This is a genomic window from Bacteroidota bacterium (assembly GCA_017303905.1).
Classification (GTDB): domain Bacteria; phylum Bacteroidota; class Bacteroidia; order B-17B0; family Aurantibacillaceae; genus JAHEYG01.
In genome coordinates this window covers 1,732,516-1,751,535 of record JAFLBH010000001.1, presented here as the reverse complement: position 1 = coordinate 1,751,535, position 19,020 = coordinate 1,732,516, and the positions used below count along the sequence as shown (strand labels likewise).

Genomic DNA, 19,020 nt, shown 5'->3' with positions numbered 1-19,020 from the left:
ATTTTTAGTCTAGAATAAAAAACACAAATCATGAAACACAAACTACTTTTAAGCGCATTATTACTGGGTGCATTAGCCACTCAGGCGCAAACTTTACAATGGGCACACGGCATTGGTTCAACCGGAATTGAAGAGGGAATTGCTGTAACAACCGACGCTACCGGCAACGTTTATAACACAGGAGGCTTTATGGGCACCGTTGATTTTGATCCAAGCAGCAATGTTGCTAACTTAAGCAACACTACGGGCATCGATATTTTTGTAAGTAAGTACGACGCGAATGGGAATTATCTTTGGGCAAAACAAATTGGCGGAAGTAATTTAGACAGCAAACCTCGCGCTATCGCGGTTGATGCAACAGGTAACGTTTATATTACAGGTTTCTTTATTGGGACTGTTGATTTCGACCCTAGTGCGGCCAGTTTTAATATGACTGCCACCAATCAGGATATTTTTGTTTGCAAGTTAGATGCCTCCGGAAATTTTGTTTGGGCAAAGGCAATGAGTGGCATATCATCAGAAGCAGGACAAGCGCTTACATTAGATGCGACAGGAAACATTTATCTAACCGGTTATTTTAATTCAACTGTTGATTTTGATCCGAATGCAGGTGTAGCTAATTTAAGTAACTCTACAGGCGCAGATATTTTTGTTGCGAAGTACGATAACAATGGAAACTATATTTGGGCAAAACAATTGGGTGGTTCAAGTTCTAACTGTTACGGAAATGGTATAGATGTTGATGGTAGTGGTAATGTTTATACAGTAGGATCGTTTCAAGGAAATGTAGATTTTGATCCGAGTGCCGCAAGCGCTCCACTTGGTTCAATAGGTTTTCAAGATGGTTTTATCAGCAAGTTAGATGCCGGTGGAAATTATGTTTGGGCTAATCGTATCGGCGGCTCAACAAGCGATGAAATTTTAGGTATAGATATGGATGCAAGTGGAAACATTCATATAACCGGTTTCTTTGAAGGAGCTTGCGATTTTGATCCAAGCGCAGGTATTGCCAACTTAACTAATTCTGCCGGTTTAGATATTTTCGTCGCGAAATATGATATTAACGGGATTTATTTATGGGCTAAACAAATTGGAGGAAGCAGTTTTGACGCGAATGGTAAATCAATAAAAGTAGATGCTTCAGGTAATGTTTACTCAAGCGGTTTCTTTGCAGGTACTGTAGATTTTGACCCAAGTGCAGGAACCAATAATTTAATTGCGTCAGGTCCCTCAGGAAATAACAACGCGTATGTTTCTAAATTAGACATGAACGGAAATTTTGTTTGGGCTGCTAATTTAGGTGGCACAGGTGGTGATATCGGCAACTGCGTTACTGTTGATGCAAGCGGGAACATCATTACAACAGGTAATTTCTCAGGCACCGCTGATTTCGATCCATATCCTGCTATTTATAATCTTACATCTGCCGGTTCAACAGATTTGTTTTTAGTAAAACTACATCCTGCCATTACATTAAACATTCAGGAAGCGGCTGCGGGATTTGAAGCTTTAGTTTATCCGAATCCGGCTACAAGTGAAATTACTATCAGAACAGCAGAAAACCTTGAAAGTGTTTTAGTGTATAATTTGTTGGGAGAATTGGTTCAGCAAGAAGGCACAAATACATTCTCAGTTGAACAATTACCTGCGGGAATTTACACCTTACAAATTAAAACCGTAAAAGGAATTGGCACCACACGTTTTGTAAAACATTAATTTCAAAACAATTTATAAAAAAGGGATGCAGTTGTGCATCCCTTTTTTATTTTTACAACATGGAATTTAAAACGATAACACTCCCAAAAAAATTATTTATTGGCCTGAGCAAAGAAATGAGTTTTGCTAACAATCAAATCCCTGAATTGTGGCGTAGTTTCATGCCAAGAAAAAAAGAAATTACCAATACTATTGGCATCGAGTTATATTCCGCCGAAATTTATCCAAGCGATTTTTTTAAAGCATTTAATCCCACTACTCCATTCATAAAATGGGCAGCGGTTGAAGTTGCTGATTTTGATTCTATTCCAGAAGGCATGCACACTTTAGTTTCTCCGGAAGGACAGTATGCAGTTTTTAATTACAAAGGAACAAGTGCCTCAGCTCCTGCTTTCTTTAATAAAATTTTTACGGAGTGCTTGCCACAAGCGGGACTTACAGTAGATAACCGTCCGCACTTTGCAGTTATGGGTGCCAAATACAAAAACAATAATCCGGAATCGGAAGAAGAGATTTGGATACCGGTAGGAAAAGTCTGATTACTTATATACACCCTCTTTAATTAAATCCACCAGATAACGGTATTTATTGCGATGGAACACAATGATGAATGCGTCTTTAATTCCCTGCCCCTTCAGAACTTTCAATTTTTCTTCAGCTTCATTAAAGGTTGAATAATTTCCCACAGTAAAACGGGTTACTAAATCATTGGAAGAACGACGGATTTTCATTCCTATACGCAGACAAGTTGAATAATCGTAATTCTCAATGAATTTATAGGCTGCAATCTGCACAAAATATGTGGTGCTGTCTAAAACCAAATTACCATACTTACTTCTAAAGTCATCGAAGTTTACCTTTTTGTTGGCTGCCAATGCTACGGCGTTTATACTATCGCGACTCTTTTCCATTTGCTTTAGCACAGCATCTGAATAAAAATCTGCAATAACAGTTAAATATTTGGTTGAATCAACTCCCTTAGTAATTAATACTTTTGTTTGCGGCTCTAAATTCTTGTATGTAAACTTCAACTCATATTCTTCATTCGCGGCTAAATTGGCTAAAAATTTTCCGTTACCCGAGTTCGAATAATAGATTAAAGGTTTAACCTCAGTCTTACTTATGTTTTTAACTTCAAGCTTTCCTCCCACCGGTTTATTATTATAGGTGATGTTCCCTGATACTTGTACTACTCTCACCGGTTTTTCGGGAATACCGGGTGTAATACAGTAAATATCCTGCTCACCATAACCTCCCGGCATCATGGATGAATAATATCCTTTTTTAGAGTCGGCAGTTACCATGTAAAATTTATCATCATTGGGGGTGTTCACCGGCTTTCCGATATTAAATGGAATTCCCCAACCTTTCTCACTTAAATCACTTCGTAAAATATCATAACCACCCGTACTTAACTTTCCGTTGCTGGCAAAGAATAAAATTTTACCGTCAGCTGTAATAAACGGTGCGTCTTCATCTGCGGAAGAATTAATTGTACTTCCCAAGTTTACAATATTCCCCCAGGTATTTTCCGCGATTTTTTCCGCCATATACAAATCCTTTCCTCCGAATCCGCCTTTACGCTCACTCGAGAAAACAATTTTATTATTGTCAGGAAAAAAAGCCGCGCTTCCATCCCACTTTTCTGAATTTAATCCGATTTGAATTACCGGAACACTCCAAGTAGTACCAACTAATTTACTTAAGTACAAATCTCCATTTCCCTTACCGGTATTTTTATAAATAAACAACAAAGTACCATCAGCAGATAGCGTTACCGCGGCATCGTGTAAAGCGGTATTGATGTTTTTAATGGGCTTTGGTTCACCCCAAACACTATCGTTTACTTTTTGTGAAATAAACACATCTTCAAAATAAATTTTCTCTTCTGCTTTGGCATTACTTATTCCCATTACTGCCGTTACATCCTGCTTACCTCCTTTAGAAAATTTGCCGCGATAGGTAAATATCATAAATGATTCATCGGATGGAACTAAGGGCACGTATTCGGAAGCATCTGTATTTAATGGATAACCCAAATTTTTTATACTCGCAAAATTGGAATAGTTTTTTAATTGCCCGGCTGCTTTGAGATTATCTAGACTCTTTTGAGCATTTTGAATCAACTCCTTCTCCTCTTGAGTTACAGCCTTCTTTTCATTGATAAATTTATTATAAAATAATGTAGCCTTGCTTATACTGTCATTTTTTTCGTAAGCACGCGCCAGCCAATAATTATAATCAGGTAATTCAACACTTCGTACAGCTGCCCTTTTAATCTCAATTAATCCCTGCTTCTTTTGAGACTCAATAAACGTTTTTGAAATTCCACTTAAAAAATTAAGACTACTTAAGTTGGGGTAGATTTTAAGTAAAGAATCGAGAGGCGCAACAGCTTCATTGTATTGTCTGGTTTCAATGGATAATTTTGCTTTGTTATAAAACGGTATGTGCTTTTCGGCTACGTTAATCTCGATTTCAGTAAGCACATAAGAGTTAAACTGCCCGCTCATAACCAACGAACCAGTCAAAAACAAAATTATTAAACCTGTAACTCTCAACACTAATTTCCTATCTTAAATTTAATATTTTAAATGATACCACAAAGAACAGATTATGAAATCTTAACAACTATCTAATTTAATTTAGACTAACACAATAGCTAGGAATGAGAAACGCATCACAATCTCATTCCTATTCCCCATGCTATTTCATCGGAAATTTCTAAATTATAAAATTTAGCGGTGAAGGTGGTGAAAAACACATCGTTTAAGTAATACTTGAATCCAAACTTTTGGTAAAAATTAGAATTAGAGGGAATCAGACTATAAACATAACATCCTAATTGAGTTAACAAGCCTACATTTCCTAGAAATAATTCATTTCCGACCGAAACGCCTATTCGCCTATAATCTTTTCCTTCATAAACCGCGTAACTCGATGCCACTTGCTTCTCGGCTCCATTCACATAAACATCCAAGCCAATATTTAATGCATTGACGCGCGTAAGCATTTTATCTGCGTACAAACTAAAAGTAAAAAGCTGGTATTTTACATTATCATTTCTGTTTTGTTGTTTAAATCCTACGCCGGGATTAATGTTGAATTTTATTCTTTTATCAAACTCGGGTTTTTCAGGATCCAGAAATTCAACAGCATTTCCATAACAATAAGAAACCCCTGCATTAAACATAAGTAAATTTAAACCGTCATTTGGCTGCGCCAGGGATCCATTAGAAAAATGAATGCCCGTTGCTCCAAGATTTATGGCTAATTTTTTAGTTGGATAAACGGTAATTCCTAAACCAATCTCCTCAGAGAAATTCACATACTGTCCGATGGCATTATTATAACGCTCATTCTTATCACTTCCTTTTTCATAAACACTCGTTGCAAACATAACGCCTTGCGCCAGTTTCAAATACATGTTAAAATACTTCCTACGTAAAAAAACGCAATGAATGTAACGGTTGAGGGCTATTGTGTGTTTAAGAAATTCGTTCCGATGATTAATCCACGAAACGGACCAACCTGTCTGCGGATAATTTAAATGCTTTTCCCAATACTTCTCGCCTATTCTTTGTTTATTAAATCGGAATTCAACACCGATTGGATTTGTTTCACCAAACTCTCTGTCGCCCGCTTTATTGATGTTTATTCCTTGAATATGAGATGCGCCAATATCAAATGAAGTTTGAGAAATAACCACTCCACAGGACGCTACGATGAAAAAAATAAAAATATTCAATTTTGTTTTTCTCATTGCTGTATCAATTAACCAATCTACATTTCCTTTTTAAGAAAAGCCGCCGTATGTCCGATTTTAGTTTTAATGAGCTGCTCCGGTGTTCCTTCAAATAGCACTTGTCCACCACCTTTACCGCCTTCCGGTCCCATATCAATTATATGATCTGCCATTTTAATTATATCCATATTATGCTCAATAACTAAAACTGTATTTCCATTATCCACCAAACGATTTAATACATCCAATAAAATACGTATATCTTCAAAATGTAATCCGGTGGTTGGTTCATCCAAAATATAGAATGTATTTCCGGTATCGCGTTTGCTTAATTCGGTAGCGAGTTTTACGCGTTGTGCTTCGCCTCCACTTAAGGTTGTTGCTTGTTGTCCGAGTGTAATATAACCCAACCCCACATCCTGCAATGTTTTAATTTGTCGGTATATGCTTGGAATGTTTTCAAAAAATTCACAAGCCTGATCGATGGTCATGTTTAATACATCACTGATGGATTTACCTTTAAATCTTACTTCTAATGTCTCGCGATTGTAGCGCTTGCCATTGCATTCATCACAATTCACATATACATCCGGCAGAAAATTCATTTCGATGGTTTTTACGCCTGCTCCACCACAGGTTTCGCATCTTCCACCCTTCACGTTAAATGAAAAGCGTCCGGGTTTGTATCCTCTAATTTTCGCTTCGGGAAGTTCTGAGAATAAATTCCTAATATCGGAGAACACGTTGGTATACGTTGCTGGATTGGAGCGCGGTGTTCTACCAATAGGCGATTGATCGATGTCAATTACTTTATCAATGTTATCGATACCTGTAATGGATTTATACGCTAAAGGTTTCTTTTCACTGTTATAAAAATGTGCTGATAAAACAGGATACAATGTTTCGTTGATTAAACTTGATTTTCCGCTGCCACTCACACCGGTTACACAAATAAATTTTCCGAGAGGTAAATCAACAGAAACATTTTTAAGGTTATGACCGCTACAGCCCTTAATGCTTATCTTTTTTCCATTCCCCGCACGGCGTTGCTTCGGCACTGCAATTTGTTTTTTACCGGTGATGTATTGCGATGTAATGGTATCAAACTTCAACATTTGCTTTGGCGTAGAAGCGGCTACCACTTTACCTCCGTGTACTCCTGCGCCTGGACCAATATCAATCACGTAATCACTTTCCACAATCATGTCTTTATCGTGCTCCACTACCAACACACTATTTCCCACATCACGTAAATTTTTTAAGGCTTCAATTAAACGGGCATTGTCGCGCTGATGTAATCCGATACTTGGTTCATCGAGAATATACAACACTCCAACCAATTGCGAACCGATTTGCGTAGCTAAACGAATACGCTGCGCTTCACCCCCGCTTAAGGAACGGGAAGAACGATTCAACGTTACATAATCCAATCCTACTTCCAATAAAAAACCGATGCGGGCACGTATTTCTTTTAAAACTTCTTTTGCAATAACGTTTTGATGTTTGCTTAATCGCTTTTCAATGTTCTTAAACCAATCGTTCAATACATTGATATCCATCTCCGATAATTCAGCAATGTTCTTCCCATCGATTTTAAAGTATAGTGCTTCCTTTTTGAGACGTGTGCCGTGGCATTGCGGACAATGAATTTTATTAGTGAATCCTTGCGCCCAACGTTGCGCGGCAGGAGACGGATTTTCTTCGGCATGCTTTACAATAAAATTAGCGATGCCTTCAAACGCTACATTATAAGCGCTGTTGTTATCGGTTTTTACTTTTATTAATTCATCGGTGCCGAATAAAATGACATTAACAGCATCATCCGTTAATTCACCAAACGGAGTATCCAAATCAAAATCATGAGTTTCTCCCAAGGCCTCTAATTGCTTAAAAATCCAACTTCCCTTGGCTTCACCTAACGGAACAATAGCTCCCTTCTTAATGGACAGTTTTTGATTAGGAACAATTTTATTAATATCAATCTCCGCAATTTCACCGAGTCCGTTACATTTACTGCAAGCGCCATATGGCGAGTTGAAAGAAAACAGATTTGGGGCCGGTTCATCGTAACTGATTCCGCTGGTAGGGCACATTAAAAAGCGACTGAAGAATCTCACTTTGCCAAATCCAAACTCCTGTGTTTTCTTTTTTGTTTTTGTTGTTTCTTCAGAATGCTCCATCACCATCATAGTTCCCTTACCATGTTTCATGGCTGTTTGCAATGACTGATTTAATCGTGTTTTTGAATTTGCATTCACTTCAATGCGATCAATGACAATTTCAATATCATGAATTTTGTATCGGTCGACTTGCATTTTTGCTACAATGTCTTTTATCTCACCATCTACTCTCACTTTGGTAAAACCCTTTTTACGGATTTCCTCAAACAATTCGCGGTAGTGACCTTTACGTCCCTTTACAACAGGCGCTAATAAATTTATTTTTTTGTTTTTGTATTGATCGGAAATTAAATCAACGATTTGTTCATCGCTGTAACGCACCATTTTCTCACCACTTACATAAGAGTAGGCATCTGAAGCGCGGGCAAACAACAAACGAAGGAAATCATAAATTTCGGTAATGGTGCCAACTGTAGAACGTGGATTTTTATTCACTGTTTTTTGTTCGATGGAAATAACCGGACTTAAACCTGAGATTTTATCGACGTCGGGGCGTTCGAGATTTCCTAAAAACTGACGGGCATAAGAAGAAAAACTTTCAATATAACGGCGTTGACCTTCAGCATAAATAGTATCAAATGCCAAAGAAGATTTTCCACTTCCACTCAAACCGGTAATCACTACCAATTGGTTTCGGGGAATGTTAATTGAAATATTTTTTAAGTTGTGCGCACGTGCGCCTATGACTTCAATGTTTTCTTCGGCCTCCGCCAAATAAACGTCTTCATTCTTGTTTTTCACTCTTAATCTCCTTCTTAGTGCGAATGGTTAGGAGTTGTCCGGGTTGAATGTCTTTCTCGCTTTTTAAATTATTCCAGTTTAAAATATTCACCACGGTAACACCGTATATCTCCGCTAACTCTTTTAATTTTTCACCTTCGCTGAAGTTGTGTAGAATTTCAACACCCTCTTCAGCTTTAATTTCTTTATTTGTTTCACTTTCGGAAGAAGATAAAGTATCAGAGTCCTCTTCCTCGGGTTTATTTTGTTCTAACAAATCTGCATAATAATTTGAATAATCTGCATTCAACTTTTTAGGAATTTTAAACTCAAATGTATGTCCGTTTGGGTTATCGAGATAATCATTTAACAACCAAGGATTAAATAATTTAACAATTGCCGTATTACATTTAATTACTTTAGCAAAGTCGCTGATATCACTGATGGCTGTATCTATTTTTATTACTTTAACCGGTATTTTTGGCAAATACTTCATTGTTTTTCTTTTTACACCAAAATGTTTGGGGTCGGAGAAAAGCGTTTTATAAGCCAGTATTCGGTAAACAAAGCTTCCTGTTTCTTTGTTCAGTAACAGGTCGTAATAATTATTACTTTTTTGTTTCGCCAGAGCGCGTTGTATACCGCCGATGCCCAAATTATATGCTGCTGCGCAGAGAGTCCAGTTATTAAAAATTTTATACGCATCTTTAATCAGCTTACAGGCCACCCGCGTCGATTTCTCCACATCTAATCTTTCATCCACATTATCATTCACGATTAATCCATAATTACGGGCAGTGGCAGGCACTAATTGCCAAAATCCGGCAGCCCCTTGTGAAGAGCGGGCATTTGAGAGATGACTTTCAATAACGGCTACATATTTAAAATCATCGGGTACACCTTCTTGTTTTAAAATAGGCTCAATGTAAGGAAACCACTTCTGTGCTTTACTGTAAAGGTAACCGGCACTTCTTTTCCATTGTTTGTTTTTGAAAAATTCCTTTTCCAGATTATCGCGCAGAGCATAATCGTTGGTTGGAATTTTTTCGCCACAAAAAGAAAGATTGCGCGGGATATTTAATCCAAATGCACTGAAATTATAATTGGTGTAGGAAGGATAGTTAAAAGTAATGGAATCCTCGGGAGACTTTAAATATTTAACAGTAATATGTAAGGCAAAAACAAGCACCAGAGCGATGATAATTCGCCAGTAATTACTTTTTAAGTAATTAATGAATGATTGTGAATACCGTGTAATCACTTACGTTTAATTATGGTATTCAGATACAGCCCCGCAAATACTAACGCAACAAAAGCAATACCGGTATAGAACAGCGTGGCTGTATAAGTTAATACCAGGTTATATGCTATTATTATACCGACAATTGACAGAAAAAGATACAAAATTGCTATTTTTTTTTCGGTTATACCCCTAAAAAAAAGATGGTGAGTGGTATGATCTTTGCCGCCAACAAAGGGAGATGCTCCGCGTAAAGTACGGTTAATCACTACGGTAGTTGTATCTACTAATGGAAGTAAAAACACCAAGCCCACAATTACAAAGTGATAAAAATAATCATCGGCCTGAATAAGATTATTCGGATAAACATTCCAGCAGAAGTGAATGGATATGGCACCTAAGAATGCGCCAAGAAATTGTGAACCGGTATCGCCCATAAACATTTTAGAGGGGTGAAAATTGTAGATCAGAAAGCCTAATAAGGAAGAAACAACACCAATAGCTAAAATAGAAAAGGGATGTAAGGTTTGATTAAGGGCAATATTAAGAAAGATTACAAAAGTGCATATACTGATTGAAATGATGGTTGTTATTCCATCCATATTATCCAGCATATTTATTGAATTCATAATACCCACCATCCAAATAATGGTAATGACGTAATTAAAAACTTCGTTGTCGAAAATCTTAATATAGGTACCTGTAAATAGCAGCACCAGCGCGCATGTGATTTGAGTGATGAACTTTAATAATGGTTGTGTATTAAATGCGTCGTCGGCCAATCCCATCAAGAAGGCCATGGTACAAGCCGCAAGCAATCCTGTTAAACGAACTCGGTAACCCGTATCCAGTGTTTCGAGAAGATTTAGAAATATGTAAGAGAAAAGGAAAACCACAAAAAAGGAAATACCTCCAAGTGATGGTTTGATATTTGGATTCCATCGTACCTGATTAATCTGCTTACCGCGTACTCCTAACGTTTGAGAAAATTTTAGAAGCAGGCTATTAATAAGAACAGAAAAAATGAAACAGATAAAAAAGAATACTGTTAGTACTAAAGGTGTATTATCTAAGAATTCAATCATCAAAATTGACTTATATACGAGGCGAATTCTTTTCCATTAAGGTCCTTTTCAGAAAGTAGCGGGTTTTCTACATTCCATTTAATTCCAATTGTTTTATCGTCCCATTTAATACAATCTTCTGAAGCCTTGTTATAAAGATTCGTACACTTATAAGAAAAAACGGTGTTATCGCGTAAGGTTAAAAAACCGTGAGCAAAACCTTCGGGAATGTACATCATAAGTTTGTTTTCTTCACTTAGTTCAGCACCAAAATATTTACCGTAGGTTGGTGAGTTTTTACGAATATCAACTGCCACATCATACACTGCTCCTGTAATAACGCGCACTAATTTGCCTTGTGCATACGGTGGATTTTGAAAATGGAGTCCACGCAAAACGCCTTTGTGCGACAATGATTGATTATCCTGAACAAAATTTAAATTGAGTCCGTTAGAGGCAAATAACTCTTTATTATAGCTCTCAAAAAAGTAACCGCGGGCATCTGCAAACACTTTAGGTTTTATTACCCATAAGTCGCTTATGCCTGTATTAATTAGCTCCATCTTTTTTACTTAAAAATTTTCTTTTCTTTTTTACAATATCATCACCGTAATAACCCGATCCGTATGTGTATCCATAGCCATAACCATAGCCATAGCCGTAATTATATCCGTAAATATTTTTCTTTAAATCCACACCATTAAGAACAATGGATAAATGTTGAATCTTGTTTTCGTTTTTTAATCTGTCAATGATTTGCGCAAAAGAACGCTTTGAATAATCAGCTCTGAAAACATAAATAGGATAGTCTGCCATTTGCAAAGTTGTTAAACCATCGGTAACCAAACCTACCGGAGGGTTATCTACAATCACATAGTCGAATTTCGTTTTCAAGTAATTAATCACTTCCTTAAGGGTATCACTCATTATTAATTCGGATGGATTTGGAGGGATGGGTCCGGCAGTAATATATTTTAATAAAGGTAAATTGCTATCACGGATACACTCATCGATTTCAGTCATGTGAGTTAAGATAGTACTCATACCTTTATTATTATCCACCTCAAATCCACGATGGATTTTTGGTTTACGCATATCCAAGTCGATAATAATTGTTTTTTTACCGGAGAAGGCTAAAATACCTGCGATATTAATAGCCACAAACGTTTTTCCTTCTCCGGAAATAGTGGAGGTAATGGAAATAATTTTTGGTCCGGGTTCATTATTAATAAACTGCAAATTAGAGCGAATAGCTCGGAATGATTCGGCAATCAATGATTTCGGACTTTTATCGATGATTAGCTGCGATACGGGAATGTTTTTATCAAATTTAGGCACTATACCGAGTGTATTGATATTTGCGCTGGTATGACGAATTACTTCATTTAAAGAAGAAATTTTATCATGCAAGAAATATTGTATAATTACAAGAAGTAAACTAAGAGCAAGAAAAGAAACGATTGAAATATAAACTGTGTTCTTTTTATTTGGAGACACAATGGAGCCTTTATTTACAGCCGTTTCCAAAATAATATTTTTAGAAACAAATCCTGCTTTAGAAATAGAGAACTCTGTTTTCTTTTCCAATAGCATGGTGTAATACTTCTCGCTAATTGAATAAACACGCATTAATCGAGACAACTCTACTTCATCTTCAGGATTCTGATCAAATTTGGCCTTGTAATCGACTGACTTCTCTAATAGATTTTTGTAACGTGTTTTATATTTCAATCGAACAGCATCCAAACTCTTTAAAAGTAAGTCTTTTTGAATTTCGATTTGATAATTTACCTGTTTTATGTTTTCGGAATTTGGTGTAACCGCATAAAGCATGTTTTCCTTTTCCACTAATAGCTTTTGAATATTCTCAACAATATCCTTCACCATACTTTCCTCTTCAGTTCCTGCCAACATCGATACGAGTTGATACACATCGATATTTTTGTTTGAAGTGATATTTTTCTGAATCTGATCCAGAATCTTCTCTTCCATTTCAACACGCATTAATTGCTCTTCAAGATTTCCGTATCTAAGCAGGTTTGAACTTAATATAACTTCATTATTATTAATGTTTTTATCCTTTTTAAAGGTTTCCAATTTAGTTTCAGCCAATTTAAGTTCATTGTATACTTCTGCCAACTGATCATCAATGAATTTTAAAATATTCAGTGAGCTTTCACTTTTATGTTCGCGGTCGAAATCTAAAAATTCGCTGCAAATAGCATTAACAATATCTTTTGATTTTTCGGGATTAACGTCCTTCACCATCAATAAAACTGTCATTGCTAACTCACTTAATACGCGGGTTTCAAGTTTGGTTTGTAATTCGGCTGTTACTTCATCGGAACTTTTGACAATAAAATATGATTTATTGCCATTAAGAATTGATCTGATTTGAGAAGTCTCAAATTCAGGATTAAGATAAATATTAACATCAAAGTCTTTTGTCTTAAGCCATGCTCCGGTTTTAAACTCAATGCTCACCGGTGTTGCGCCATTCATGTAAGTAATTTTACCTCCGGATAAATCATCTTTAAAATCTACTTGTTGCTTTACGCCTTGCAAATACGGTTTTTTAAGGTTGACTTTTGCAAAGTAAGGTGACGCTGTATAAAGCTCATTGCTCTTAAATGTTCCTTCCGTAAAATAACTTACTTCGATTGCTAGTTTTTCCACAACGCGTTTCAAAAACACCTTCGAACGAATTTGTTCAATGGCTTCCGCAATTTTATTTCCGTTAGCCTCTACCTGTCCGAATTGTAAAACCTTTGAAGCTGTATTATCACTTATAATTTGAATCTTTGATTTTGACTCATAGATTGGCTGACTATATCTCAAATAAAGAAAGGCTAATGAGAAAATGATAACAAAAAAAGCGACAATGACATATTTACTTTTAAGCAGTAAGTACAAAAAGAGACTAAAGTCAATACTGCTACTGAATCTTTCAACCCGCTCTTTGTAACGGTCAACTTCGCTATCTACCTTTGCATTTAGCATATCGAATTATTTGGCAAATAAACTATATAATAAAACGGTGGTTGAAACAAGCGTTACAATTGGTGTTAATTCGCTCACCAATGTTCTTGCCAAACGATAGCGAGGTTCAACATAGATTATATCATTAGCCAACACAATTGTATTAGCAGAAGCCAAACCTTCTATTTTAGACAAATCCATTAAAAAAACCTGTGGCTTCACATTTTTATAATTTCGAATCAATTTAACCTTGTAAGCTTTACCATCTTCAGTAATACCACCGGCTAGTGCAATCGCTTCCATAACTGTTGTATTGTTATTCGCTAAAGGCAACACTTTAGCAACTCCGTTGTTACCGGGAAAAACAATAACGCGCTTATTTGTTACTCGAATCGTAACAAACGGTTTTACATAAACATCCGAATATTTTTCTTGTAGCAAAGCCTCTGCCTCACGAATGGTTAAGCCTGCCAGTTTTGTATATCCTAACATTGGCATTTTCACATTACCATCACTCTCCACCAAAACGTCTAAATCATTTCGAAAAACCACATTCATTTGATTGGCTAAGTCTAATAGCTTGAAACCATCGTTCGTAAAAACACGATATTGCAACATGTCGTTCGGGGCAATTTTATAATCTAACAAGGTCAGAGAATCTGACAGTTTATCGTAAGGATAATCCTTTTTAGTCTGTAACATTAAATTCGACCGCATAATTTTGCAGGAAGATAAGCCCAGTAAAAGCACAGGAATCAGTAGTAAGAGTTTACGCATAATTATAATGATACAAAGTTAAAATTATTTACGAAAAATACTAAAAAACAGCACTTTACCTTGGATATTCAATCCGAACGTGATACATGTTCATCAGACGCTTTTTAAAGATCTTTTTCACCAGATTGATGTCCTTAAAGGTAATCTCCGCATTAATTAACTGATTCTCGCTGATCTTATACTCTATAATCCTGTCAACCAGCTCGTTTATGGCCAAAGCATCGTATTTTTTCAGCGACCTGGAAGCTGCTTCTACCCCATCCGCCATCATTAAAACAGCTGTTTCTTTGCTAAACGGAATGGGGCCGGGATACCTAAAATCATCCTCATTTACCAGCTCGCCCTTATGCTCTTTTTTAAAGTTATTTAAGAAAAAACCCGCTGTAGTAGTACCATGATGGGTGCGTATAAAATCAATAACCGATTCAGGCAAATTATTTTTTTTCGCAATCTCAATGCCTTTGATGACGTGTGAGATGATGATTTTCGCACTCTCTTCCGGTAAAATTTCGGTATGAGGATTGATTTCTCCAACTTGATTTTCGGTGAAATATCTGGAGTTTTCCATTTTACCTATATCATGGTACATAGCTCCTGCGCGCACCAACAAAGCATTTCCTCCGATATGAAAAATAGCTTCCTCCGCTAAATTAGCCACCTGCAAAGAGTGCTGGAAAGTGCCGGGAACTTTTAAAGATAATTCACGAAGCAGAGGCGTATTTAAATCACACAATTCCATCAATGTAAAATCTGACACAAAGCCAAATACTTTCTCCGCTAAAAACACAAACGGATAAGCTAATAAAATCAATAGCGAACTTATTATTATTGGAAGGTACAACGTTTTTTGAAGGAGAACTTTTTCATTACCGTTAACTAAATGGAAGGCGATGAATGCGAAAAGATAAAACACAAACACAACCAATGCCGAAGTTAAGAGTTCTTTTCTCCTTCGCATTTGAACAACGCTAAATACGGTGCCCATACCAACAATTAACTGTATAAATACAAATTGAAATTTATCGTTGGCGAAAAAAGACGAAAACAAAATGGTAATTAAAAAAGTAAACAAGGCTGTTCGGCTGTCAAAAAATATTCGGATTAAAACAGGTATTAACGCGAAAGGCAACGACCAAAAAAACAAAGTACCATAGGTAGAAACGATGGATGAAATAACAGCGGATAAAATCACCACTAAATAAATGAAACTGATTTGCTTGTTTTGTCCGAATATATTTCTTCTGAAAAACGCGAGGTACAACATCAGTATTCCAAATAACATTGCGGATATAATAAACCTTCCTGAAAAATTATAAAAATTGCTCTGCGTAATTTGTTTTGACGCCTGCAAATATGAAAGTAACAATGCCTTCTTTTCAGAAGAAAGGCTTTCCATTTGTTTCACCAATAAATCACCCGGAAGAAATGTGGACTTTATATGAGAAATTCCTGTTACCGCATCCGCTTTACTTTTTTCTGTTAAAGCTTTATCGTAACGAACTGTTAAGGCAAGATGCTTTATACACTCCTGAATTAATTCATCTTTATCTGCTTCACTTGATAATTTTTGATTGAAGTACCTGATGGCCTCCTGAATGGTAAAGAAGTCGAAACGGGAATTTTGTTCAGCAATTCCGTTAATAATAACAAATATGACCGATGAAGTATCGGCTCCTTCCACTCTTTCAATTACTCCCCTGGCATAAACCGAATCCAATACTTGCTGTATAAGAACATATTTTTTAGAAGAACCGGATGACTTCATCAATTCATCCAACATTCTAAGATTGTTATTTCTTTCTTCTAATGAAAGTCTGAAATACAATGGAGATTCCTTCAGTAATTTTTGTTTTTCGTTTTCAATTTCAATCGCTGACTTTTTAAAATCAAAAACAAACTCCGCATGCAAATCTTCATAAGGCCAAAAGTTAAGAGTGTACAGGGTCTTTTCTGAAATACGTTTATCGGAAGGAAGCAACCACGTTAACAAAAGGGTCGAAAACAAATACAAGCTCAGCTTAAAAACAAGCGCATGTTTGTCACGTATGAGATTCCATAAATTCACTTCTACAAAGTAAAAATACGCTTAGTCAGCTGTAACAACTCACTAGCTTTGTTATTAACAAAACTGTATTAATTAATGGTATAAACGTACTGAAGAGAAACCGTACGCGGGGCCTCAATTTTCATTGGGCGTAACGAATAAGCAGCGTTTAACAGATTGTTAACGATAAATGATACTTTATGACTCTTGCTTAATTTACAACCAATACGTAAATCCAAAATTTCAAATCCGTGATGCATTTTCCAATAGCGGGTTGCTTTGATTGGGTAAAAATAAGGACTCTCGGATGTAAGCACTTCCAAACTTTCAAAAGCTCTGTCAATATTTTGCATACGACTATAATAACGGTAACTAAACCCTACTGTAAATCCATAAATTTTCAGTTCAGCATCTGCTTTAAACATATGCTTGAAACGATACTTTAAAATATTATCGGTCGTATCCATACTGGCACTTTTGTAACTCAAATCCTGACCAATACCTCCAAGTGATTTATCTCTTGCGTAAACACTATCCGGAGTTAAACTTACCGGTTCAATGTATGTGTATCCTATCATAGCCTGAATGCCGATTTTTTTAGCTTCATCACTTGTCAAACCTAAAGAGCAATCGATACCTCTTACACGTGAATCCCCCGTGTTTACAAATTTAAATCCAATGATGGCGATTTCAGGATCCCAGGCACCAAACAAATATTCAATGGTATTTTTATATTTCTGATAAAATCCGGCCACATCCAAAAATCCTTTTACACCAAATAATCTAAATCCTTGTTTCAATCCCATTTCAAAACTTTTACTTTGCTCAGGTTGCAAATCCGGATTTGGAAACACACCAAAAATCCCGGCCTTTGTTGTAATATAACGCTCTGTAATAGTAGGGTAACGAAAACCTTGTCCGTATGACGCGCGCACCCATGTTCCTTTTAATACCTGTAAGCTGGCGCCTGCTCTAAAAATTGGAGCTACTACACTTTGGAGGTTATTCATTTTAAAATACTCATAGCGCACACCACCGGAAACGTTCAATACATCCCACAATTTTTTATCTAATTGAATAAAACCCGAAGCATTAACGATTTTGTTATTGGGCGTACCACTTGAAGCATATAATTTCGCGAAGGAAGAAGATATATTTCCTACTAATCCGCCGGTAAATACTAAATCAATGTTTTTAAAATCGCGCTGCAATTGATATTCGCCATAATACATGGTGCCGCGATTGGATTGATTATTGGAAATATAATTATCCGAATGAAAAATACGAGTCACTAAACTATGACTTACTCCTTTTCCTGGATTATACTTTATAAATGGGTCCACATTAAACAAGGTTTGGTTTTGCATAAACACAGCACCGGGGTAACCTCTGTAAATTCCCGTTGAATCATCCATCCATGCTAATACCATATTACCTTTACTGGCCATGAAATTTCCGTTAATGCCGGCATTGAGTCCAACTATTTTTTTGAAACGATAACGCAAATTAAAATTAACACGTCCTCTTAGTTTCATCATATCCTCATTGGTAAAAGTTGGAATTGTATCTGTTACTTTTAAAGCATTCTTTACATCAGATGGAATGTATTTTGCAGGGGGCGGCGGACCAATATAGCCTTGATCAGCATTTAAATTTCCACCAATAACCAAATCCAAATTATTCTTCACAATACGTGAGTGCAAAAAATTCAAATTCGTAAATCCGGGAATAGAACCATTATACCAACTTTGTGCAGGTTTATCCGGAATGCTATATTGTCCTAATGAATAATTTATGATTGTTTTAGGTTTACTTCGCGGATAAGCGGTGCGTACATTGATCACACCATTTAAGGCCGATGAACCATACAAAACAGAAGATGCTCCTTTAATGATTTCAACTTGCTCAATATTTTCTATTGGAATATAACTCCATTCAGGACGGCCTGCATCACCACTTAACAATGGAATTCCATCCACAACAATAGCCACACGACTCCCAACACCAAAAGTAAATCCACTTCCCCCGCGAATCTGAGGATCATTATCGATGATGGATAGTCCGGGTGCTTGCTCCAGAGCTGATTCAATACTTGTACTGTTTTTATTATGGATTAAATCCGGTTTAATGACCTCCATGGAAACAGTAAGCTCTTCTAACTTTTGTTCAAACTTTCCGCTCGACACAACGATAGTCTCTAGCATTTTTGCAATAGGCTTTAACATTACATCTTGATTCGTAGTTTGATTAGGAAATATAGTTACCTCAACGGTATCACTTTTTAAACCTACAAAGCCAAAAATAACAGCGTGACTACCTGAATCTAATTCGAGGATATAATTCCCATCAATATCAGATACTGTTCCTATCGAAAGATTGTGTAATAGTTGTATGGTGGCTCCGGGTAAGGTTTCCCCGGTTGATTTATCTTTTATTACACCCTTTAAAGTTCCTTTGTTTTGAGCAAAAGAATACACTGAGATAAGTAAAAGAAAAGAAAATAATCCGCGTTGAAGCATGGACAAAAATAAGAAAATCCGCCCCTTTGCAAGAGC

Annotated in this window: 12 protein-coding genes; 2 read left to right on the top strand and 10 right to left on the bottom strand. The window is 36.4% G+C overall.

Going from position 1 to position 19,020, the window contains the following annotated elements; translation table 11 throughout:
• Positions 1–30: 30 nt before the first annotated feature.
• Together J0L69_07380 and J0L69_07375 are read left to right on the top strand one after the other, a co-directional pair.
• Positions 31–1,716, top strand: a complete 1,686-nt coding sequence (locus tag J0L69_07380; protein MBN8693003.1) for an SBBP repeat-containing protein — start codon at positions 31–33, stop codon at positions 1,714–1,716.
• 59 nt (positions 1,717–1,775) lie between these two features.
• Entirely contained in the window at positions 1,776–2,255 is a 480-nt protein-coding gene (locus J0L69_07375) for a GyrI-like domain-containing protein (GenBank protein ID MBN8693002.1), read from the top strand.
• Here J0L69_07375 and J0L69_07370 read toward each other — a convergent pair whose 3' ends face one another.
• The 10 genes from J0L69_07370 to J0L69_07325 form a co-directional block, all read right to left on the bottom strand.
• Positions 2,256–4,229, bottom strand: coding sequence for a PD40 domain-containing protein (locus tag J0L69_07370; protein ID MBN8693001.1), 1,974 nt, complete (start codon positions 4,227–4,229; stop codon positions 2,256–2,258). It abuts the gene before it with no gap.
• Positions 4,230–4,396: 167 nt separating this feature from the next.
• Positions 4,397–5,479, bottom strand: a complete 1,083-nt coding sequence (locus J0L69_07365; GenBank protein ID MBN8693000.1) for an acyloxyacyl hydrolase — start codon at positions 5,477–5,479, stop codon at positions 4,397–4,399.
• A 20-nt stretch (positions 5,480–5,499) separates the two neighbouring features.
• A complete protein-coding gene (uvrA, locus tag J0L69_07360) occupies positions 5,500–8,355 on the bottom strand; it encodes an excinuclease ABC subunit UvrA (protein ID MBN8692999.1) in 2,856 nt (951 codons plus the stop codon).
• 10 nt (positions 8,356–8,365) lie between these two features.
• The gene (locus J0L69_07355; GenBank protein ID MBN8692998.1) at positions 8,366–9,622 is read right to left on the bottom strand and encodes a transglycosylase SLT domain-containing protein; all 1,257 of its coding nucleotides are present in this window, start codon (positions 9,620–9,622) and stop codon (positions 8,366–8,368) included.
• Entirely contained in the window at positions 9,619–10,686 is a 1,068-nt protein-coding gene (locus J0L69_07350) for an undecaprenyl/decaprenyl-phosphate alpha-N-acetylglucosaminyl 1-phosphate transferase (protein ID MBN8692997.1), read from the bottom strand. The genes J0L69_07355 and J0L69_07350 overlap by 4 nt, the downstream gene beginning before the upstream one ends.
• Positions 10,686–11,228, bottom strand: a complete 543-nt coding sequence (rfbC, locus tag J0L69_07345) for a dTDP-4-dehydrorhamnose 3,5-epimerase (protein ID MBN8692996.1) — start codon at positions 11,226–11,228, stop codon at positions 10,686–10,688. Before rfbC ends, J0L69_07350 begins: the two co-directional genes overlap by 1 nt.
• Positions 11,215–13,665 (bottom strand): polysaccharide biosynthesis tyrosine autokinase, encoded by a 2,451-nt coding sequence (locus tag J0L69_07340; protein MBN8692995.1) that lies wholly within the window; start codon positions 13,663–13,665, stop codon positions 11,215–11,217. Before J0L69_07340 ends, rfbC begins: the two co-directional genes overlap by 14 nt.
• A gap of 6 nt (positions 13,666–13,671) precedes the next feature.
• The gene (locus J0L69_07335; GenBank protein MBN8692994.1) at positions 13,672–14,421 is read right to left on the bottom strand and encodes a polysaccharide biosynthesis/export family protein; all 750 of its coding nucleotides are present in this window, start codon (positions 14,419–14,421) and stop codon (positions 13,672–13,674) included.
• 55 nt (positions 14,422–14,476) lie between these two features.
• Positions 14,477–16,411, bottom strand: coding sequence for an HDIG domain-containing protein (locus J0L69_07330; protein ID MBN8692993.1), 1,935 nt, complete (start codon positions 16,409–16,411; stop codon positions 14,477–14,479).
• Positions 16,412–16,554: 143 nt separating this feature from the next.
• Positions 16,555–18,984, bottom strand: a complete 2,430-nt coding sequence (locus J0L69_07325; GenBank protein ID MBN8692992.1) for a TonB-dependent receptor — start codon at positions 18,982–18,984, stop codon at positions 16,555–16,557.
• Positions 18,985–19,020: the final 36 nt, after the last annotated feature.